A 20,915-nucleotide genomic window follows, 5' to 3' on the forward strand; every position below is an offset into this window, starting at 1 on the left:
GCGTTTTCCAACACCGGGCAAGTGGCGACGCTGCCGGCATAAGTTAAGCGCGACGCGGAAAACAGGGTGCGCGGCGGGTTTATCAGTGATTGTGGGGGCCATAGCCATAAAGCGTGGCATAACATAGAGCAGCGCATCGCTAACCAGGCATAAAATTTTTTTGCCGCAGCCGCTACAAACGGCAGTACTTGCGTCGCTAACTGGCCGGGCTAGACTACAGCATCACGCTGAGATGAGAAGAAGAGGGAACGTGGAGACAATCAAAGGTAGCGACCTCAACGTACCGGATGCGGTATATGCCTGGATACTGAATGGAAAGGGCGGTGTGACGCCGCTGGAAAACGCCGACGTTATCGATAAAACGCACCCGTGTTGGCTGCACCTCAACTACACCCAGCAGGAGAGCGCCCAGTGGCTGGGGACTACGCCGCTACTGCCGAACCCGGTACGCGATGCGCTGGCCGGGGAGAGCACGCGTCCGCGCGTGTCGCGCATTGGGGAAGGGACGCTGATCACCCTGCGCTGCATTAACGGCAGCACCGATGAGCGGCCGGATCAGCTGGTGGCCATGCGGCTTTACATCGACGAGCGGCTGATCGTTTCCACCCGCCAGCGCAAGGTGCTGGCACTGGACGACGTCATCCACGATCTCAACGAAGGCACCGGACCGGAAAATATCGGCGCCTGGCTGGTGGACGTCTGTGATGCGCTGACCGATCACGCCAGTGAATTTATCGAGCAGCTGCACGACCGGATTATCGATCTGGAGGATAACCTGCTGGACGAGCAGTTCCCGCCGCGCGGTTTCCTGGCGCTGTTACGTAAACAGCTTATCGTAATGCGCCGCTACATGGCCCCGCAGCGCGATGTGTATGCGCGGCTGGCCAGCGAGCGCTTCCCGTGGATGGACGACGATCAGCGCCGCCGGATGCAGGACATCACCGATCGGCTGGGGCGCGGGCTGGATGAGATTGACGCGTGCATAGCGCGCACCGGCGTGATGAACGATGAAATCGCGCAGATGATGCAGGAGTCGCTGTCGCGCCGCACGTACACCATGTCGGTGATGGCAATGGTGTTTCTGCCGTCGACCTTCCTCACCGGGCTGTTCGGGGTCAACCTGGGCGGTATTCCTGGCGGCGAATGGCATCTGGGTTTTAGCGTTTTCTGTACTATGTTGGTGGTATTAGTCGCGGGTGTTATCTGGTGGTTACATCGAGGTAAATGGCTGTAAAATGACACGTTTTTTACTGCGAGGAGCCACGCAAATCCGCCAAACCTTGAGCGATATCAATAATTCATACGGATAACTGCGGCAATATCTTTCCCGCAGGTGAATGCAACGTCAAGCGATGGGCGTTGCGCTCCATATTGTCTTACTTCCTTTTTTGAATTATTGCATAGCACAATTGATTCGAACGATGCCGACGTGAATGTCGGCTTTTTTTTGCCTCTTTTCCAGGAGCATCTACCCTTAATAGACGGGCAGAGAAAACAGAGGAGGCAATGATGACGCATCATCTATTACGCATGAGCGACCCGGTGCCCACCGATCCCGTGCCGGTGCCAGATCCCATCCCGAAACCGCAGCCGATACCCGATCCACCGCTGGAGCCGGACCCAAAACCCATCGTCGATCCGCCGCCGCACATGCGCTAGCCATTAAAAAGCCCTCCGAAGAGGGCTTTCTGTTATTTGATTTCCAGGATATCGAGCCGCTGGTGCGGACGCTCATCGTCCTCTTCAGGCTGCCAGCTGGCGGGGGTCATCGGGATATCTTCCCGGTCAAACGCCAGATCGCCGCCGTCCACCACGTCTGCGCCGTGGCGAATACCTTGAAAGTCGAACAGGTTAATGTCGCTCAGGTGCGACGGCACCACGTTCTGCATGGCGCTGAACATAGTTTCGATGCGGCCCGGATAGCGTTTATCCCAGTCGCGCAGCATATCGGCGATGACCTGACGCTGCAGGTTCGGCTGGGAACCGCACAGGTTGCACGGAATAATCGGGAAGCCTTTCGCCTGGGAGAAGCGCTCAATATCTTTCTCGCGGCAGTAGGCGAGTGGACGAATGACGATATGTTTCCCGTCATCGCTCATCAGCTTCGGCGGCATGCCTTTCATCTTGCCGCCGTAGAACATGTTCAGGAACAGGGTCTGCAGGATATCGTCGCGATGGTGGCCGAGCGCAATTTTGGTCGCGCCCAGCTCGGTTGCGGTGCGATACAGAATGCCGCGACGCAGGCGTGAGCAGAGCGAGCAGGTGGTTTTGCCTTCGGGGATCTTCTCTTTCACGATGCCGTAGGTGTTCTCCTCGACGATCTTGTACTCAACTCCGAGCTTCTCCAGGTACTCCGGCAGAATATGCTCCGGGAAGCCTGGCTGTTTCTGGTCGAGGTTCACCGCCACCAGGCTGAAGGAGATAGGCGCGCTCTGCTGCAGATTGCACAGGATCTCCAGCATGGTGTAGCTGTCTTTGCCGCCGGAAAGGCAGACCATAATGCGATCGCCATCTTCAATCATGTTGAAATCGGCAATCGCCTCGCCGACATTGCGGCGCAGACGCTTCTGCAATTTGTTGAGGTTGTACTGCTCTTTCTTGCTAATATCTTGATTATCTTGCATTTACGCGTGTCTCTGACCACTGAAGGGCGCGTCGCCGCGCCGGATAAACGGTTCGTTACTGCCGCCGCTCATCGATAAGTAAAAGTATGCCGCGTATGGTACGGATTCCGGCGGCGAATACCAGCGCGTTTTATGGCAGCGTTGCATCTGGCTTCAGGACGGGATAAAGCGTAACAGGGGTTTTGGTGTAATCATTAGCAGAAAGAAATTTGCTTCGGATATGGATGTGAGCAGAGTGCTTTCCCGGCACAACGCTGCTATCTGGTTCGGCATCACTTGCCCTCAAAAAGCGCAAAACCAGAACGCTTAATGACTCAATTCCGCATTTTCCGTCGGACCGATCAGCGTGGTTCTTACATGCGGCAGACTCTGCGGATAATTTTGCTGAATAAACTCAATCATTTTTTCCCGCACGTAGCAGCGCAAATCCCAGGCGGTAGGGGAGTTTTGGGCAGTCATCAGCAGCCTGATGGTCATGGTTTTTTCCGTGGTCTCGGTAACCTGAAGCACCTGGGTTTGCTGATCCCACAGCGGGGTTTCACTGAGCACTTTTTCGAAGTGCTGGCGCAGCGGCGCGAGCGGCATGGAATAATCCAGATAAAGAAAAACAGAGCCGAGAATTTGTGCGTTATTACGCGTCCAGTTCTGGAACGGATTTTCGGTAAAGTAGGTAATCGGCAAAACCAGCCGACGCAGATCCCAGAGACGAACCACAACGTAGGTCAGATTTATCTCCTCAATCCAGCCCCACTCCTTTTCAACCACCACGGCATCATCAATTTTAATTGGCTGCGTGAAGGCTATCTGAATACCGGCAAATAAATTGACAAGGGATTTCTGTAGCGCAAAACCAATGATGATCCCCGCCACCCCGGCACCCGCCAGAATCGTGGTGCCAAATTTCCGAATGCCAGGGAAACTGAGTAAAATAAGCGAAAGACATAGCGTCACCAGCACCACAATAGCGACCTTTTTCACATACATTATCTGCGTGCGTATTTTGCGGGCGCGTAGGTTATTGGAGATAGTAATGTCGTAGCGTATAAACAACATCTCCTCAGCCACATTAATTAAGCGGATCAGCACTGAGCAGAATGATAAAATAATAAAGATGTTGGTTGTTGTTTTTATAAAGCCAAGCGATTCAGGTTCGATGTTGACATAATTTACCCCTACGCTTATCAACAGCAGGGGTATAAACAGAAACATTGACCCGCGAAGGTGTTTTTCAAGTGATTTGAAGAGCTTTCGGTCGCGGCTTTGCCAGTAGCGGATGAACTGGAGCAGGATAAATCGCGTCAGAAAACCCACCGCGAGCGAGAGCGTGACGAGCAATACAGCAGGCACCCATGCCGGAGCGCCAGATAACTCACCAAATAAAAATGGCATTATTTCCCCTTATAGTCTGCCAATACCCCTGATTGTCAGCGCGGTAAAAACAGTCACCCTGTTTGCCAGATTAGCGCGCATTATTATATGAAAATATGAAAAGCGGGCCGCGTCGGCATAGAGAATTATCTGGAAATTACAGATCGCTGCTGAGGGCGATCGATGCGTTAAGACGTGCGACGGCACACTACGTCTGCATTTTCAGGGCGTTTGCGTGCGCCGCTGTGCTTAATTCATTTTCTGCCGCTATTCATGCTAACCATAACCTAAATTGCTGGCTGAAATCGCTGATGCACTACACTGACTATTGCAGTAATGATTTCCTCAGAAGGCTGAGCAGGTTAATTACCTGACGCCAGCCTTACCGATGACTATCAGGAGAACGACATGCAAACGCGTAAGACCCTGAAAGGACTGCTGGCGGTATCAGCAGTAGCAGCAATGTTCAGCACGGCTGGCGTATATGCCCAGACCGCGACCACCGCCGCGCAAAGTGGCGCTGCAACTCAGACTGAATCGAGCGCTAAGCTCAGCGCCGGTGACGAAAAAGCGCTGGTGGACATGGCGCAGGCCAATATCAATGAAATTGCCGCTGCCAAAATCGCGCTGAACAAAGCCCAAAGCAGCGACGTTAAAGCTTTCGCTCAGCGGATGGTTGATGACCACGGCGCTGCCCTGGCGAAAGTCCAGCCGGTCGCCCAGCAGAAGGGCGTGACGTTGCCGACTGAACCGGACGCCATGCATAAAACCATGGCCGCCGAACTGGAGAAACAGAGCGGTGAGGCCTTCGACAAAATGTATATGGAAAATGCTGGCACCAAAGACCACGAAATGGTGCTGTCGAAGTTGCAGAGTGACGCTAAAAATATCAAAGACCCGGACGTGAAGGCGCTGGCCGATGCACATACGCCGGTGGTTGAGCAACACCTGAAATCCGCCCAGCAGATGACGAAATAAGTTTTCGGCAGGCACAGGGTTCTGCGACCCGGAAACTATTTTGTTGAAGGGTTGCAGACCGCGACAGGCACACAGATCCATTATCATCACGCTTTCACCTCCTTATTGCACATGACCGGACGAGACGGCTATGGTTGACGCCTGTTCCCTCCCTTCATCGGGGCACCCATGATTCATCTGGAACGTAAAACCTATTCGCAGCTCGGCACCATCACTGCGCCCTATGTGCATGCGGTGAAACACAAGGACACGCTGTATGTCTCCGGCCTGACAGCGTTTGGCAGCGCGGCGCAGGGCGGGGATGTTGCCCGTCAGGCGGAAGAGATTTTTCGTCAGCTTAAGGTGATTGCCGCAGCGGAAAATACCACGCTGAGCGCGCTGATTAAGGTCACCATTTTTATTACTGTGGTTGAAAGCCTGCCCGCGCTACGTGAGGTACTGTTCGCTAATTTCGAGGATCACCTGCCGGCCAGTTCCCTGGTGCAGGTCAGCGCGCTATTTTCACCGGATCTTAACGTTGAAATCGAGGCGATTCTGGCGCTCGACTGAGCCGCGCGGGCAAGTTTCATGACCGCAACCCGCGAGTCTGCTAGCATACGCGTCAGTCCTGTATACCTTGAGAATTCTGACGTGACATCTTTTTCCGACTTAAACGCCTTACCTGAAGCCCAGCTCGCCAACCTCAACGAGCTGGGTTACCTCGCCATGACCCCGGTTCAGGCCGCAGCGCTGCCCGCTATTCTTGCCGGAAAAGATGTCCGCGTGCAGGCGAAAACCGGCAGCGGCAAAACCGCCGCCTTTGGCCTGGGGCTGCTGCAGCACATCGATGCCAGCCAGTTTATCACCCAGTCGCTGGTACTCTGTCCGACCCGCGAACTGGCGGATCAGGTGGCGAAAGAGCTACGTCGTCTGGCGCGCTTTATGCCTAACATCAAAATTCTCACCCTGTGCGGCGGTCAGCCGTTCGGCGTGCAGCGCGATTCGCTGCAACACGCCCCGCACATCATCGTCGCCACGCCAGGGCGTCTGCTTGATCATCTCGAAAAAGCCACCGTGCAGCTCGATGCCCTGCAAACGCTGGTGCTGGACGAAGCCGACCGCATGCTCGACATGGGCTTCGCTGAGGCGATCGATGACGTGATCCGCCATGCGCCGGCGTCGCGCCAGACGCTGCTTTTCTCGGCGACCTGGCCTGCCGGCATTGCCGCCATCAGTAAACGCGTGCAGCGCGATCCGCAGAGTATTGAGATCGACACCGTGGACGAACTGCCGGCGGTGGAGCAGCACTTCTATGAAGTGTCGCGCGGTGCGAAAACCGGGCTGCTACAGGCTCTGCTCAGCAAGCACCAGCCCGCGTCCTGTGTGGTGTTCTGCAATACCAAAAAGGATTGTCAGGCGGTGTGCGATGCGCTGAATGCCCGTGGTCAGAGCGCGCTGGCGCTGCACGGCGATATGGAGCAGCGCGACCGCGACCAGACGCTGGTGCGTTTTGCTAACGGCAGCAGCCGCGTACTGGTGGCCACCGACGTGGCCGCGCGCGGGCTGGACATCAAATCGCTGGAGATGGTGATCAACTACGAGCTCTCCTGGGACCCGGAAGTACACGTGCACCGCATCGGGCGCACCGCCCGCGCCGGCGAGAGCGGGCTGGCCATCAGCTTCTGCGCGCCGGAAGAGGCGCAGCGTGCGGCGGTGCTGGCAGAGATGCTGAACCTGTCGCTTAACTGGCAGAGCGCGCCGACGGGCGGGGCGGTGAAACCGCTGGAAGCCGCGATGGCGACGCTGTGCATTGACGGCGGGAAAAAGGCGAAGATGCGTCCGGGCGATATCCTCGGGGCGCTGACCGGTGACATGGGGCTGGACGGCGCAGACATCGGCAAGATCGACATGCATCCGATCCACTCCTACGTGGCAGTGCGCGAGTCGGTGGCACGTCACGCGTGGAAGCAGTTGCAGCAGGGTAAAATCAAAGGCAAGTCGGTGAAGGTGCGGTTGCTGAAGTAATCCGGTCGGTAAAGCGGTGGGTGCGCTGCGCTTACCCACCCTACGATTATGTAATCGGGGCGCTGCGATTGCCCATTCTGAGATTGTGCAATGGGTGCGCTGCACGTAGCGCACCCACATTCATTTCCGCCGCTCTCCGGGAGCGGCGTTCTGCGTTACTCGCTTGCCGCTTTCTCCGCTTTGCCCGCCAGCTGCGCCAGAAAATCGTAGCGCTTCTGCAGGTCTGCGGCGGCGTCCTTCCATAATTGCTCGGCGACCTCCGGCTGCTGCGCGTTCAGGCGGCGGAAGCGCTGCTCTTTCATCAGCGTATCGGCCAGCGCATCCGACGGTGGACGTGAATCCAGCGCCAGCGGGATTTTCCCTTCATCTGCGCGACGCGGATCGAAGCGATACAGCGGCCAGAAACCGGTCGCCGTGAGCTGGCGCATCTGGTCATGGCTGAGCGCCAGGTCGTAACCGTGCTCCTCACAGGGGCTGTAGGCGATAATCAGCGACGGTCCCGGATAGGCCTCGGCTTCCTGAATCGCTTTCACCGTCTGGTTAAGCTGTGCGCCGAGAGAGATCTGCGCCACGTAGACGTGACCGTACATCATCATGCTGACGCCCAGATCCTTACGCGCTTTACGTTTCCCGTGCTCGCCAAACTTCGTCACCGCGCCGAGCGGCGTGGCTTTGGACGCCTGACCGCCGGTATTGGAATAGCACTGGGTGTCGAGCACCAGAATATTGACGTTCTCGGTCAGACTCATCACGTGATCCAGCCCGCCAAACCCAATGTCGTAGGCCCAGCCATCGCCGCCAATCAGCCAGATCGATTTCTCCACCAGCGCGTCGGCGTCGGTCAGCAGCTGTGCGGCGCTCGGGTCACCCTGCAGCAGGGCGCGCAGTTGCGCCACCTGTTCCCGACGCACTTCCGGTGCCGCGTCGGCGCGCAGGGCGTCTACCAGTTCAGCGGGCAGCTTATCAGCCTGGGCCTCCAGCAGGCGCAGCACGCGCTGCTTGTGCTGATCCACCGTCAGACGGAAACCAAGGCCAAACTCGGCGTTATCCTCAAACAGCGAGTTAGCCCACGCTGGCCCGCGTCCGTTGGCGTCGGTGGTGTATGGGGTGGAGGGCAGATTGCCGCCGTAAATGGACGAGCAGCCGGTGGCGTTAGCGATCAGCAGGCGGTCGCCGTAAAGCTGGGTCAGCAGCTTGATATACGGCGTTTCGCCGCAACCAGAACAGCCTCCCGAGTACTCAAACAGCGGCGAGATCAGCTGCGAGGTACGAATGTCGATGCGTTCAAGGCTGGTGCGGTCGATCTCCGGCAGGTCGAGGAAGAAATCGTAGTTAACCTTCTCCTCCTCAACGTGTTCAAGGCGCGACATCATGTTGATGGCTTTGATCTCCGGGTTCTGGCGATCTTTCGCCGGGCAGACTTCGACGCACAGGTTGCAGCCGGTGCAGTCCTCAGGCGCGACCTGCAATACGTATTTCTGGCCGCGCATATCCCGGGATTTCACGTCCAGCGACTGGAGTGAATCCGGCGCAGCCGCAAGGGCGTCAGGCTGAACCACTTTGGCGCGGATCGCCGAGTGCGGGCAGGCCGCCACGCAGTGGTTGCACTGGGTACAGATCTCCGGTTTCCAGATGGGGATCGCTTCGGCGATGTTGCGTTTCTCCCAGCGGGTGGTGCCTACCGGCCAGGTGCCGTCCGGCGGCAGAGCCGAGACCGGCAGCGCGTCGCCCAGACCTGCCAGCATGGCGGCGGTCACGGTTTTGACAAAGTCTGGTGCAGCATCGGACACCACCGGCGGGCGCAGCGGGCTGTCGGCGTTTACCGTTTCCGGCGGCACCTCGAACAGCGATTCACGCGCCAGAGCCAGCGCCTGCCAGTTGCGCTCGACCAGCTCCAGGCCTTTGCTGCTGTAGCTTGTGGCAATCGCGCCCTGCAGCGCCGTTAACGCGCTGTCTCCGGGCAGAATGTGGGTGAGATGGAAAAATGCCATCTGCATAACGGTGTTAATACGCGCTCCAAGCTGGCACTCGCGGGCGATTTTCGCAGCATTGATGACGTAAAGCCGCGCATGGCGGTTGACCAGCGTCGCCTGCACCTCCTGGGGCAGCCGCGCCCAGACTTCATCGGGTGAATAGGGGGTATTGAGCAGGAAAATCCCGCCGGGCTTCAGGCGCTCTGCCATCTGATACTTGTCGATAAACTGCAATTGATGGCAGCCAACGAAGTCGGCTTTATCGATCAGGTAGGCCGAGTTGATCGGCCGCTCGCTGACGCGCAGATGCGACACCGTCAGGCCGCCGGCCTTTTTCGAGTCGTACACGAAGTAGCCCTGGGCATAGAAGGGCGTGGCGTTGCCGATAATTTTGATGTTGTTTTTGGTTGCCGACACGCTGCCGTCGCTGCCCAGTCCGTAGAACAGCGCTTCGAGCTTCGCGTGAGACGGCAGGGTGTTCTCCGGCAGCGGCAGGGAGAGGTGCGTCACGTCATCATAGATGCCGACGGTGAAGCGCGGTTTAGGCTTCGCTGCGCGCAGCTCGTTAAACACCGCCAGCACGCAGTCCGGGCCGAACTCTTTAGATGACAGACATAGCGCCCACCGATCACCCGCGGCAGGGTTTCACGCTCGCCGGCGTTATACGCTTCCGCCAGCGCGGTCATCACGTCGAGATACAGCGGTTCCGCCAGCGCCCCCGGCTCTTTGGTGCGATCCAGCACCGCGATGGTTTTCGCGCTCTGGGGCAGCGCCGCCAGCAGGTGCGCGGCGCTGAACGGGCGATACAGCCGCACTTTCAGCACGCCGACTTTCTCACCGCGGCTAAGTAGTTCATCCACCACTTCTTCGCAGGTGCCGATGGCCGAGCCCATCAGCACGATCACGCGTTCGGCCTCCGGGTGGCCGTAATACTCAAACGGGCGATAGCTGCGCCCGGTGGTTTCGGCAAACGCCGCCATCGCCTGCTCAACGTGCTGGTAGACCGCGTCGTACCAGGGATTGGTGGCTTCGCGCGACTGGAAGTAAGTGTCCGGATTCGCCGAGGTGCCGCGGATAACCGGATGTTCGGGATTCAGCGCCCGGGCGCGGTGGGCATCGATCTCCGCCTGCGGCAGCAGGCTGCGCAGCGTATCGTCGGCCAGCGGCACGATTTTGTTAATCTCATGTGAGGTACGGAAGCCGTCGAAGAAGTGAATAAACGGCACCCGGCTTTTCAGCGTGGCGATATGGGAGATAAGCGCAAAATCCTGCGCTTCCTGCACGCTGCCGGCGCACAGCATGGCGCAGCCGGTCTGGCGCACCGCCATCACGTCAGAGTGATCGCCAAAGATAGAGAGCGCGTGAGTGGCGACGGTGCGCGCCGCGACGTGCAGCACAAACGGCGTCAGCTGACCGGCCAGTTTGTAGAGCGTCGGGATCATCAGCAGCAGACCCTGGGACGAGGTAAACGAGGTGGAGAGCGCCCCGGTCTGTAATGCGCCGTGTACCGCGGCAATCGCTCCGGCTTCGGACTGCATCTCCACCACGCGCGGCACATCGCCCCAGACGTTCTTCAGGCCGTTTCCGGCCCAGGCGTCCGCCTGTTCCGCCATCGTCGAACTCGGCGTAATCGGGTAGATAGCAATCACTTCGCTGGCGCGAAATGCCACCGAAGCCACTGCGCCATTGCCGTCAGTTGTGATCATAAAGAGATCCTCACATTGCGCAAAAGGAGAGGGGCGCGTGATACCGCAACACACCCTGTAATTATGGGGGAATTTTAGCAAACGGGTGCGGCGGCAATTTTCGCTTTTGTGTCCTTGCCGCCACAAAACGCAGGGGTAATAGTGGCTGTGCGCTGCTTCACAGAAACAAGCGAAACCGGAATAATCCGATGCGGGTCAAAAAAACGGCAGAAAGGCGCTGCAACGCTGTGTAAATTTTTCACCGCGCCTCGACAGCACGCCGCCGGGCTGCATAAGATGCAGGGGTTTTGCGTATTTCATGATGAGGGGAGATCTATGCGCGCGGCGTTTTTAGTGGGGTGTGCGGCACTTTTATTATCGGCTTGCAGCAGCGAGCCGGAACAGCAGGCAACGGCGGCGCATGTCGCGCCAGGCATGCGGGCAGCGCTGTCAGAGAGCGCGGCAGCAAACTGCGCGATGGCGGGTGGCGTGGCGCTGGCGGCGCGTCAGTTAGATGGTTCATCAACCGGTATGTGCGCGATGCCGAACGGCAAACGCTGCAGCGCCAGCGCGCTGGCATCCGGGAGCTGCGGTAGTTTTTGATCCCCGTGTCGCGTAGAGGAAAAGGTGGGTGCGCTTTGCTTACCCACCCTACGCAGAGATAAAAGGCAGATGCGTATCGCTTATCCAATCTACAGTAAGTGGGAAAGGACAGGCGGAAGCGCGATGCCGCCTCCACCCGGAGCATCAGAGCTCGTTGGCGCAGGGTTCGCCTTTTTCCAGCTGGCTCAGGTTCTGCAGCGTGGTTTCCGAAATGCTGATCAGCGCTTCTTCGGTCAGGAAAGCCTGATGACCGGTAAACAGCACGTTGTGGCAGGCTGACAGACGACGGAACACGTCATCCTGAATGACGTCATTCGATTTATCTTCAAAGAACAGATCGCGTTCGTTCTCATACACGTCCATCCCCAGTGCCCCGATTTTCTGGCTTTTCAGCGCGTCGATCGCCGCCTGAGAATCCACCAGACCGCCACGGCTGGTGTTGATGATCATCACCCCGTCTTTCATCTGGTCAAACGCGCTGCGGTTCAGCAGGTGATAGTTCTCCGGCGTCAGCGGGCAGTGCAGGGTGATCACGTCAGACTGGGAGAACAGCGTTTGCAGATCGACGTACTCCACGCCCAGCTCCAGTGCGGCGGCACTCGGGTACGGGTCAAACGCCAGCAGGCGCATACCGAACCCTTTCAGAATGCGCAGGGCGGCAACGCCAATTTTCCCGGTCCCAATCACCCCGGCGGTTTTGCCATGCATGGTAAAGCCGGTCAGGCCTTCCAGCGAGAAGTTGGCATCGCGGGTGCGCTGATAGGCGCGATGGATACGACGGTTCAGACACATCATCATGCCGATAGCATGTTCCGCCACCGCTTCAGGGGAATAGGCCGGAACGCGCACCACGTGCAGGCCCAGCTCTTTCGCCGCATCCAGATCGACATTGTTGAAACCGGCGCAGCGCAGGGCGATAAACTTCACGCCAACCTTTTTCAGCTCTTCCAGCACCGGGCGGCTACCGTCATCGTTCACAAAGATGCATACGCCGTCGCAGCCGTGGGCCGTTTTTGCGGTTTTCTCGGTGAGCAAAAAGTCATAGAAATCGAGTTCGAAGCCATATTCCTGGTTAACATGCTCCAGATACTTTTTGTCGTACTGTTTCGTGCTATAAATCGCCAGTTTCATAAGACTTTCTCCAGTGACGTTTTGGTCACGTTAGCATGGTTAAAATTTTCTTACAAATTCTAAAAAAAGATTTATGGAGCAGGTGGTTACCTCTAATTTTAGGTCAACTACGCTTACCCGGAACCCTCTGCTTCAACTGAAGGGGCAAACATGCCAGAATAACGCGACTCACTGGCAAAAATTATTCGCTTATTCAGGATATTAACTGCCCATGACGGGTAAATACAAAGCCATTATCGCCACTGCGCTGCTGATTGTGCTTTCGCTGCTCGCACTTCTCCACACCACGGCGTACTGGCTGCCGGGGTTCGCAGGCCTGTGGCTGCCAAAAGGTACCCGCATCGCACTGGAGTCCAGCCCGCGCCTGACCCGCAATGCGATTGTGATACCCGATCTGCGTTATCTCGCCGGTGAGTGCGAACTGGCCCGCGTTGACAACGCTATCCTGCGCCATCCGAGCCGCTGGCAGCTTGATGTCGACACCCTCACGCTTAACAGCGCCTGTTTGAGCCAGCTTCCGGAGAGCGATACGGCTGCCAGTGCGCCGCGCACCCTTGCTCAGTGGCAGGCGATGCTTCCGCGCAGCTTCCTCAACGTTAACCATTTTTCACTGGCGCCCTGGGATCAGTATGCCGGGACGCTCTCCGTGGCGCTTAGCCCGGAAACACAGCAGCTGAGCTTTCAGGGCGAGCGGCTCCGCGTCAAGGTTGCCGTGAAAGGGCAGACGCTGACCCTCAGCCAGTTTGAGCTGCCGCTGTTCGACGGCGAACCGCCGCTGGCGCTGGCGGGCGACCTGACGCTCGGGCTGATGCCGGACGGGCTGCCGACCCAGGGCAGTCTGCGCACCTCGCTGCATCTGCCGCGCGAGCCGCGCGATGCCACCGCGGAGCTGGAGTGGGACGCCAATCGCGGTCAGTTGATTGTCATGGCCCCCGACGCAGAGGATCCGCTGCTCGATCTTCCCTGGACCGCCAGCGCCGGGGCGCTAACCATCAGCGACGGACGCTGGAGCTGGCCGTATCAGGGGTTCCCGCTCAGCGGGCGGGTGGCCGCCAGGGCGCGGAACTGGCAGCAGGGGCTTGAGCATACCCTGTTTGATGGCCGGCTGAACGTGGTGACCCAGGGCCGCGCCGGGAAAGGCAACGCGGTACTCAATTTCGGGCCGGGCCGGCTGAGCCTTACCGACAGCGCCATGCCACTGCGCCTGACCGGGGAAGCGAAACAGGAGGCGATGATCTTCTACGCCGGGCTGCCGGGGGAACTCAGCGGCCCGCTGCTGACGCCTACGCTGCGTTTTCATCCCGGAGCGCTGCTGCGCTCCCGTGGCCGGGTGATCGACGCGCTGAATATCGATGAGATCCGCTGGCCGCTGGCAGGGGTGACGCTGACACAGGACGGCGTGGCTGGCCGCCTGCAGGCCATTTTGCGCGCCCACGAGGGCGGCACCGGCGACTTCACCCTGCATCTTGACGGCCAGGCCAGCAACTTCTTACCCGACAAAGGCCTGTGGAACTGGCGCTACTGGGGCGAGGGGAACTTCACGCCAATGCAGGCGGCCTGGGATGTGGCCGGGCGCGGGCGCTGGCAGGACAGCACCATTGAACTGACCGCGCTTTCCACCGGTCTTGACCAGCTGCAGTACGGCAGCATGACCATGACCACCCCACGCCTGACGCTCGCCGAGCCGCTGCGCTGGGTGCGCGACCCGGCTGCGCCGTCATTCACCGGCGATCTGCGGCTCAACGCCGGCGAAACCCGCTTCAGCGGTGGTAGCGTCCTGCCGCCGTCGGCGTTCACCTTTGCGCTGAAGGGCAGCGATCCCACTTCCTTTAATTTCAGGGGCGATCTGCGCGCCGGGGCGATTGGCCCGGTACGGCATCACGGACGCTGGGACGGCGAACGGCTGCGCGGCGAAGCCTGGTGGCCAAAGCAGCAGCTGACGGTGTTTCAGCCGCTGATACCGCCGGACTGGGAGATGGCGCTGCGCGACGGGTCGCTTTACGCTCAGGTAGCCTTTTCCGCTGCCGCCGGGCAGGGGTTTGAAGCCGGCGGTCACGGCGTGCTGCGCGACGGCAGCGCCTGGATGCCGGATAACAAAATCGACGGCGTGGACTTTGTGTTGCCGTTCCGCTTCAGCGCCGGCACCTGGCATCTTGGCACCCGCGGGCCGGTGCGCCTGAAGATTGGTACTATCGAAAACCAGATTGTTGCCCACAATTTCACCGCCTCCTTACAGGGCTGGTATCCCTGGAGCGAGGCGCAGCCGCTGGGGCTGAGCGACGTCAGCGTCGAGGCGCTCGGCGGCACTATCACCATGCAGCAGCTGCGGATGCCGCAGCACGATGCCGCCCTGGTGCGGGTGAATAATATCTCCACCAGCGAGCTGGTGAGCGCGGTGAATCCGAAGCAGTTTACGCTCTCCGGCCCGGTGAGCGGGGCGCTGCCGCTGTGGCTTGAGCACCCGCAGTGGATCATTAAAGATGGCTGGCTCGCCAATCCGGGGCCGATGACGCTGCGTCTGGATAAAGACACTGCGGATGCCATTGCGAACGATAACGTGGCTGCCGGGGCGGCCATCAACTGGCTGCGCTACATGGAGATCTCGCGCTCCTGGACACGCATCGATCTGGATAATCTCGGCGCGCTGCGTTTGCAGGCCAGCATTACCGGTACCGGCAAGGTGCAGGGCAAAAGCAGCACCGTCCATCTGAACTACAGTCACGAAGAGAATCTTTTTACCCTGTGGCGCAGCCTGCGCTTTGGCGATAATTTACAGTCCTGGCTTGAGCAAAACCTCTCGTCGCAGCCTTCGTCCTGCGCCGCGCCCGGGGCCGTTTGTGAGGAAAATAAATGAAACGACTTGCTGCCGGAGTGACGGCGCTGATGGCGATTGGGCTGACAGGCTGTACGCCGCGCATTGAAGTGGCCGCGCCAAAGGAGCCGATCACCATCAATATGAACGTTAAAATTGAGCATGAGATCCACGTTAAGGTGGATAAAGACGTCGAGACGCTGCTCAAAAACCGTAGCGACCTGTTCTGAGGAGGGTGGCGATGAAACTGACAGTGAAATCATGCCTGCTGACGCTGGTGATGGTCAGCCCGCTGGCGTTTGGCCTGACGCTGGATGAAGCCCGCCAGCAGGGGCGCGTCGGCGAGACGCTGAGCGGCTATATCGCGCCGCTGAAGCAGGACAGCGACACCCAGGCGCTGGTAAAACAGATTAACGCCGCCCGGGCCGAAAGCTATCAGGCGCTGGCGGACAGCAACAATATCGCCGTGGACGACGTGGCGCGTATGGCCGGGCAGAAGCTGGTGGCCAGAGCGCAGCCGGGAGAGTACGTGCGCGGCATCAACGGTAAATGGCTACGCAAATAGCCAGAGGAGATCGACATGAGCCATCAGGAATACAGCCTCGCGCTGGGTGACGTGAATCCGCAGGATCGTGCTGCGCTGAGCGCGCTGATAACCGACAACGCCCCGCTGTTTAAGCGCTTTGTGATGTCGGCCTTTCCCGATGATATGCGGTACGCGTACGAGCCGGACACCTTCAGCGTAACCGCTATCGACGACACGCAGTTCAGTTTCAGCTGCTGCGTACACTATTTCGAGCCGTGCGCCGACCGCAATATGCACGATCGCCATGACTATCAGGTGCCCTACGCGCTGCGCGACGGCACGCTGGTGTTCAGTCTCGATGAGACCCGCTGGGTGGTTGAGTAAACGACGGGCAAAAAAAAGCCGCCGGTGTGTGGCCGGCGGCGGGTCTGTCAGAGAGGAATTACGCAGCGATAACGCTGTCGATCGCGGCTTTCGCGTCGGCGTTGGCTTTGGTCGCCACTTCCGGACCGTAGGCGATACCTTCAGCAAACACGAAGTTCACGTCGGTGATGCCGATGAAGCCCAGGAACAGGGTCAGGTACGGGGCAATCAGATCGCTCGGGGTATCTTTATGGATGCCGCCGCGGCTGGTCAGGACCACTGCGCGCTTACCGGTGACCAGACCTTCCGGACCGTTCTCAGTGTAGCGGAAGGTCACACCGGCGCGGGCAACCAGGTCAAAGTAGTTTTTCAACTGGGTCGGGATGTTGAAATTGTACATCGGTGCCGCAATAACGATCACATCATGGGCTTTCAGCTCAGCAATCAGTTCATCGGAGAGGGCCAGCGCATCCTGCTGACGTGGGGTCAGCGGCGCATCGGAAGGACGCAGCGCGCCTACCAGCTCACCATCCAGTACCGGGATTGGGTTAGCAGCCAGATCGCGCACGGTGATTTCATCGTCGCTATGCTTTTCACGCCACTGGTCAACGAAATAGTCGCTAAGCTGACCAGACGTTGAATAACCTGCCAGGATGCTGGACTTCAGAACCAATACTTTGCTCATGGGTGATTCCTTTTTATGTTTGGTTATCAGGGCCGTTGCCCTTCGCTTGCTGACACTCTAAGCACATTGCCTGTGCAGTGATAGCGCAATATATCGAAGCCTATGTTCGAATTTATTGAACAAGGCTTCCGGCATTACCACCTGCCTTTCAGGGAATTCCCGCCGACAGGCGTGGGATATGATATTCTGCAGGGTATCTGTTTCAAAAAAACACTGGCAGAAAGCTGCCCAATAATACGATGAAAGAACACGAGAATTTTTCCCTTACGGGCCTTTACCAGCAGCTCGACACGCTGATGCTGCGCGACAAGCAGCGTTTTGCGCGCCGCCTGCAGGGTACAAAGAAAGTTAAAAATCCTGAATCTCAAAAGGCAGTGATGAGTGAGCTGGCACGCGAGATCGCCGCCGCCGCCAGCAAAGTCGCGCTGCGTGCCGCCGCGCGTCCGGAAATTGTCTATCCGGATAACCTGCCGGTCAGCCAGAAGAAGCAGGCGATTCTGGAGGCGGTGCGCGACAACCAGGTGGTGATCGTCGCCGGTGAAACCGGGTCCGGTAAAACTACCCAGTTGCCAAAAATCTGCCTTGAGCTGGGGCGCGGGGTAAAAGGCTGGATTGGCCATACCCAGCCGCGTCGTCTGGCGGCGCGCACCGTGGCGAACCGCATTGCCGAAGAGCTGAAAACCGAGCCGGGCGGCGCGGTGGGCTACAAGGTGCGCTTCAGCGATCACGTCGGGGATAACACCCTGGTGAAACTGATGACCGATGGGATACTGCTGGCGGAGATCCAGCAGGATCGGCTGCTGATGCAGTACGACACCATCATTATCGATGAAGCGCACGAGCGCAGCCTTAACATCGACTTCCTGCTTGGCTATCTGCGCGAGCTGCTGCCGCGCCGTCCCGATCTGAAGGTGATCATCACCTCGGCGACCATCGATCCGGAGCGCTTCTCGCGCCACTTCAACAATGCGCCGATCATTGAAGTGTCGGGCCGCACGTACCCGGTTGAGGTGCGCTACCGCCCCATCGTGGAGGAAGCGGATGATACCGAGCGCGATCAGCTGCAGGCGATTTTTGATGCGGTGGACGAACTGGGCCGTGAAAGCGCCGGGGATATCCTGATCTTTATGAGCGGTGAACGCGAAATCCGTGACACCGCAGACGCGCTGAATAAGCTCAGCCTGCCGCATACCGAAGTGCTGCCGCTCTACGCCAGGCTCTCCAACGCCGAGCAGAACCGCGTGTTCCAGTCCCATACCGGGCGGCGTATCGTGCTGGCGACCAACGTGGCGGAAACCTCGCTCACCGTGCCGGGCATCAAATATGTAATTGACCCCGGTACCGCGCGCATCAGCCGCTACAGCTACCGCACCAAAGTGCAGCGTCTGCCGATCGAGCCGGTTTCGCAGGCCTCGGCGAACCAGCGTAAAGGGCGCTGCGGCCGCGTTTCGGAAGGCATCTGTATTCGTCTTTATTCGGAAGATGACTTCCTGTCGCGCCCGGAATTCACCGATCCGGAAATTCTGCGTACCAACCTGGCATCGGTGATCCTGCAGATGACCGCGCTGGGGCTGGGGGATATCGCCGCGTTTCCATTCGTTGAAGCTCCGGACAAACGCAACATTCAGGACGGGGTGCGGCTGCTGGAAGAGCTGGGTGCCATCACCACCGATGAAACCCAGAGCGTTTACAAGCTGACCGCTCAGGGCCGTCAGCTGTCGCAGCTGCCGGTGGACCCGCGTCTGGCGCGTATGGTGCTGGAAGCGAGCAGGCACGGCTGCGTGCGCGAGGCGATGATCATTACGTCCGCGCTGTCGATCCAGGACCCGCGCGAACGCCCGGTAGACAAGCAGCAGGCTTCGGACGAAAAACATCGCCGCTTCCACGACAAGGAGTCCGACTTCCTCGCCTTCGTCAATCTGTGGAACTACCTCGGCGAGCAGCAGAAAGCGCTGTCATCGAACCAGTTCCGCCGCCTGTGCCGTACCGATTACCTGAACTATCTGCGCGTGCGCGAGTGGCAGGATATCTACACTCAACTGCGCCAGGTGGTGAAAGAGCTGGGCATTCCGGTTAACAGCGAGCCGGCGGACTATCGCGCGGTACACACTGCGCTGCTTACCGGCCTGCTGTCGCATATCGGTATGAAAGACAGCGACAAGCAGGAGTTTACCGGCGCGCGCAATGCGCGGTTCTCGATTTTTCCAGGCTCCGGGCTGTTTAAGAAGCCGCCAAAGTGGACCATGGTGGCGGAGCTGGTGGAAACCAGCCGCCTGTGGGGCCGCATCGCCGCGCGTATTGAACCCGAATGGGTGGAGCCGGTGGCGCAGCATCTGCTGAAACGCTCGTACAGCGAGCCGCACTGGGAGCGGGCGCAGGGTGCGGTGATGGCGACGGAGAAGGTCACGGTGTACGGCCTGCCGATCGTGGCGGCGCGCAAGGTGAACTACAGCCAGATCGATCCGGCGCTCTCGCGTGAACTGTTTATTCGTCACGCGATGGTGGAGGGGGACTGGCAGACCCGGCATGCGTTCTTCCGCGAAAACCAGAAGCTGCGCGCTGAAGTTGAGGAGCTGGAGCACAAATCCCGCCGCCGCGACATACTGGTGGACGACGATGCGCTGTTTGAGTTCTACGATCAGCGCGTCGGCCACGAAGTGGTCTCTGCCCGACACTTTGACAGCTGGTGGAAGCGAGCGAGCCGTGAAACGCCGGATCTGCTCAACTTTGAAAAGAGCATGCTGATTAAGGAAGGCGCGGAGCAGGTCAGCAAGCTCGACTACCCGAACTTCTGGCATCAGGGCAACCTGAAGCTTGGCCTCAGCTACCAGTTCGAGCCGGGCGATGCCGCCGATGGCGTGACGGTGCATATCCCGCTACCGCTGCTTAACCAGGTGGATGATGCCGGGTTTGAGTGGCTGGTGCCGGGCATGCGCCGCGAGCTGGTGATCGCGTTGATTAAGTCGCTCCCCAAACCGGTGCGCCGCAACTTTGTGCCGGCGCCCAACTATGCTGAGGCGTTTTTAGGTCGCGCCACGCCGCTGGAGCTGCCGCTGCTCGATGCGCTGGAGCGCGAGCTGCGCCGCATGACCGGGGTAACCATCGACCGCGACAGCTGGCAGTGGGATCAGGTGCCCGATCACCTGAAAGTCACCTTCCGCGTGGTGGATGAGAAAAACCGTAAGCTCAGCGAAGGCAAAGATCTCGCCGCCCTGAAAGAAGCGCTGAAGGGCAAAGTGCAGGAGACGCTGTCGGCGGTGGCGGATGACGGCATCGAGCTGAGCGGGCTGCATATCTGGAGCTTCGGCGCACTGCCGGAGAGCTACGAGCAGCAGCGCGGCAACTATAAGGTGAAAGCCTGGCCGGCGCTGGTGGACGAGAAAGAGAGCGTTGGCATCCGGCTGTTTGATAACCCGCTGGAGCAGCAGCAGGCGATGTGGCGCGGGCTGCGCCGTCTGCTGCTGCTGAATATTCCTTCACCAATCAAGTACCTGCACGAAAAGCTGCCGAACAAAGCGAAGCTGGGGCTCTACTTCAACCCGTACGGTAAGGTGCTGGATCTGATTGACGACTGTATCTCCTGCGGCGTGGACAAGCTTATCGCCGAGAACGGCGGACCGGTGTGGAGCGAAGAGGGCTTTACGCAGCTGCACGAGAAGGTGCGCGCCGGGCTGAACGATACCGTGGTAGAGATTGCGAAGCAGGTGGAGCAGATCCTGACCGCGGTATTCAGCATCAACAAGCGCCTGAAAGGGCGCGTGGATATGACGATGGCGCTGGGCCTGTCGGACATTAAAGCCCAGATGAGCGGGCTGGTGTATCGCGGGTTCGTTACCGGCAACGGCTATAAGCGACTCGGGGACACGCTGCGTTACCTCAACGCCATCGAAAAACGGCTTGAGAAGATGGCGGTGGACCCACACCGCGATCGCGCCCAGATGCTGAAAGTCGAGCAGGTGCAGCAGGCGTGGCAGCAGTGGCTTAATAAACTGCCGCCGGCGCGACGCGATGACGACGACGTGCGCGAGATCCGCTGGATGATTGAGGAACTGCGCGTCAGCTTCTTCGCCCAGCAGCTCGGTACGCCGTATCCGGTGTCCGACAAACGCGTGCTGCAGGCAATGGAGCAGATCGCGGGCTAGCCCGCATTTACTGGTAAGGAA

The 20,915-nt window shown here is 59.1% G+C and carries 15 protein-coding genes and 2 pseudogenes; 11 read left to right on the forward strand and 6 right to left on the reverse strand.

All coding sequences use genetic code 11. The annotated features are described in order from the left end of the window. The first annotated feature begins 250 nt into the window (after positions 1–250). On the forward strand, positions 251–1,234 hold the full coding sequence (zntB, locus tag ET34_RS0102765; RefSeq protein WP_031519282.1) for a zinc transporter ZntB: 984 nt from the start codon (positions 251–253) through the stop codon (positions 1,232–1,234). 272 nt (positions 1,235–1,506) lie between these two features. Next, entirely contained in the window at positions 1,507–1,659 is a 153-nt protein-coding gene (gene ynaL, locus ET34_RS22670; protein WP_201770415.1) for a proline-rich small protein YnaL, read from the forward strand. Between the two features lie 32 nt (positions 1,660–1,691). On the opposite strand, the gene ttcA is transcribed toward ynaL, so the two are convergent. The 3 genes and pseudogenes from ttcA to ET34_RS0102780 form a co-directional block, all read right to left on the reverse strand. Next, a complete protein-coding gene (ttcA, locus tag ET34_RS0102775) occupies positions 1,692–2,624 on the reverse strand; it encodes a tRNA 2-thiocytidine(32) synthetase TtcA (protein WP_031519283.1) in 933 nt (310 codons plus the stop codon). Positions 2,625–2,704: 80 nt separating this feature from the next. Then, positions 2,705–2,782: pseudogene (locus ET34_RS22875) on the reverse strand (hypothetical protein); the annotation flags it as partial. Positions 2,783–2,930: 148 nt separating this feature from the next. Continuing rightward, positions 2,931–4,013 (reverse strand): mechanosensitive ion channel family protein, encoded by a 1,083-nt coding sequence (locus ET34_RS0102780; RefSeq protein WP_031519284.1) that lies wholly within the window; start codon positions 4,011–4,013, stop codon positions 2,931–2,933. 387 nt (positions 4,014–4,400) lie between these two features. On the opposite strand from ET34_RS0102780, the gene ET34_RS0102785 reads away from it, so the two are divergent. From ET34_RS0102785 to dbpA, 3 genes are all read left to right on the forward strand, one after another. Further along, positions 4,401–4,970, forward strand: coding sequence for a DUF4142 domain-containing protein (locus ET34_RS0102785; protein ID WP_031519285.1), 570 nt, complete (start codon positions 4,401–4,403; stop codon positions 4,968–4,970). A gap of 168 nt (positions 4,971–5,138) precedes the next feature. Then, positions 5,139–5,519 (forward strand): RidA family protein, encoded by a 381-nt coding sequence (locus tag ET34_RS0102790; RefSeq protein WP_031519286.1) that lies wholly within the window; start codon positions 5,139–5,141, stop codon positions 5,517–5,519. A gap of 81 nt (positions 5,520–5,600) precedes the next feature. Further along, positions 5,601–6,974: an ATP-dependent RNA helicase DbpA gene (dbpA, locus tag ET34_RS0102795; protein WP_031519287.1), complete on the forward strand. Its 1,374-nt coding sequence runs from the start codon at positions 5,601–5,603 to the stop codon at positions 6,972–6,974. 155 nt (positions 6,975–7,129) lie between these two features. Here dbpA and nifJ read toward each other — a convergent pair. Further along, positions 7,130–10,653, reverse strand: a pseudogene (gene nifJ, locus ET34_RS20780) (pyruvate:ferredoxin (flavodoxin) oxidoreductase). Positions 10,654–10,968: 315 nt separating this feature from the next. Here nifJ and ET34_RS0102805 point away from each other — a divergent pair. Continuing rightward, positions 10,969–11,235, forward strand: a complete 267-nt coding sequence (locus ET34_RS0102805; RefSeq protein WP_031519288.1) for a putative hemolysin — start codon at positions 10,969–10,971, stop codon at positions 11,233–11,235. Between the two features lie 144 nt (positions 11,236–11,379). Here ET34_RS0102805 and ET34_RS0102810 read toward each other — a convergent pair whose 3' ends face one another. Beyond that, positions 11,380–12,366 (reverse strand): 2-hydroxyacid dehydrogenase, encoded by a 987-nt coding sequence (locus ET34_RS0102810; protein WP_031519290.1) that lies wholly within the window; start codon positions 12,364–12,366, stop codon positions 11,380–11,382. Positions 12,367–12,577: 211 nt separating this feature from the next. On the opposite strand from ET34_RS0102810, the gene ET34_RS0102815 reads away from it, so the two are divergent. From ET34_RS0102815 to ET34_RS0102830, 4 genes are read left to right on the forward strand one after another with little or no spacing between them, the layout of a single operon-like run. Continuing rightward, a complete protein-coding gene (locus tag ET34_RS0102815) occupies positions 12,578–15,220 on the forward strand; it encodes a YdbH family protein (RefSeq protein ID WP_031519292.1) in 2,643 nt (880 codons plus the stop codon). Then, positions 15,217–15,408, forward strand: a complete 192-nt coding sequence (locus tag ET34_RS0102820; protein WP_031519294.1) for a YnbE family lipoprotein — start codon at positions 15,217–15,219, stop codon at positions 15,406–15,408. Before ET34_RS0102815 ends, ET34_RS0102820 begins: the two co-directional genes overlap by 4 nt. A gap of 11 nt (positions 15,409–15,419) precedes the next feature. Next, positions 15,420–15,743, forward strand: a complete 324-nt coding sequence (locus ET34_RS0102825; RefSeq protein WP_031519296.1) for a YdbL family probable chaperone protein — start codon at positions 15,420–15,422, stop codon at positions 15,741–15,743. A gap of 15 nt (positions 15,744–15,758) precedes the next feature. Continuing rightward, positions 15,759–16,088, forward strand: coding sequence for a hypothetical protein (locus tag ET34_RS0102830; RefSeq protein WP_031519297.1), 330 nt, complete (start codon positions 15,759–15,761; stop codon positions 16,086–16,088). Positions 16,089–16,146: 58 nt separating this feature from the next. On the opposite strand, the gene azoR is transcribed toward ET34_RS0102830, so the two are convergent. Next, positions 16,147–16,752 (reverse strand): FMN-dependent NADH-azoreductase, encoded by a 606-nt coding sequence (gene azoR / locus ET34_RS0102835; RefSeq protein WP_031519299.1) that lies wholly within the window; start codon positions 16,750–16,752, stop codon positions 16,147–16,149. Between the two features lie 239 nt (positions 16,753–16,991). Here azoR and hrpA point away from each other — a divergent pair, with 239 nt between their 5' ends. Then, positions 16,992–20,894 (forward strand): ATP-dependent RNA helicase HrpA, encoded by a 3,903-nt coding sequence (hrpA, locus tag ET34_RS0102840; protein WP_031519300.1) that lies wholly within the window; start codon positions 16,992–16,994, stop codon positions 20,892–20,894. Positions 20,895–20,915 lie beyond the last annotated feature (21 nt).

Source organism: Siccibacter colletis (assembly GCF_000696575.1).
GTDB lineage: Bacteria > Pseudomonadota > Gammaproteobacteria > Enterobacterales > Enterobacteriaceae > Siccibacter > Siccibacter colletis.

Coding starts and splice junctions, on each gene's coding strand:
- ET34_RS0102810 (WP_031519290.1), bottom strand. CDS start 12,366: ATGAAACTGGCGATTTATAGCACGAAACAGTACGACAAAAAGTATCTG.
- ET34_RS0102830 (WP_031519297.1), top strand. CDS start 15,759: ATGAGCCATCAGGAATACAGCCTCGCGCTGGGTGACGTGAATCCGCAG.
- azoR (WP_031519299.1), bottom strand. CDS start 16,752: ATGAGCAAAGTATTGGTTCTGAAGTCCAGCATCCTGGCAGGTTATTCA.
- ET34_RS0102790 (WP_031519286.1), top strand. CDS start 5,139: ATGATTCATCTGGAACGTAAAACCTATTCGCAGCTCGGCACCATCACT.
- ET34_RS0102780 (WP_031519284.1), bottom strand. CDS start 4,013: ATGCCATTTTTATTTGGTGAGTTATCTGGCGCTCCGGCATGGGTGCCT.
- ET34_RS0102805 (WP_031519288.1), top strand. CDS start 10,969: ATGCGCGCGGCGTTTTTAGTGGGGTGTGCGGCACTTTTATTATCGGCT.
- ynaL (WP_201770415.1), top strand. CDS start 1,507: ATGATGACGCATCATCTATTACGCATGAGCGACCCGGTGCCCACCGAT.
- ET34_RS0102815 (WP_031519292.1), top strand. CDS start 12,578: ATGACGGGTAAATACAAAGCCATTATCGCCACTGCGCTGCTGATTGTG.
- hrpA (WP_031519300.1), top strand. CDS start 16,992: ATGAAAGAACACGAGAATTTTTCCCTTACGGGCCTTTACCAGCAGCTC.
- ET34_RS0102825 (WP_031519296.1), top strand. CDS start 15,420: ATGAAACTGACAGTGAAATCATGCCTGCTGACGCTGGTGATGGTCAGC.
- ET34_RS0102785 (WP_031519285.1), top strand. CDS start 4,401: ATGCAAACGCGTAAGACCCTGAAAGGACTGCTGGCGGTATCAGCAGTA.
- ttcA (WP_031519283.1), bottom strand. CDS start 2,624: ATGCAAGATAATCAAGATATTAGCAAGAAAGAGCAGTACAACCTCAAC.
- ET34_RS0102820 (WP_031519294.1), top strand. CDS start 15,217: ATGAAACGACTTGCTGCCGGAGTGACGGCGCTGATGGCGATTGGGCTG.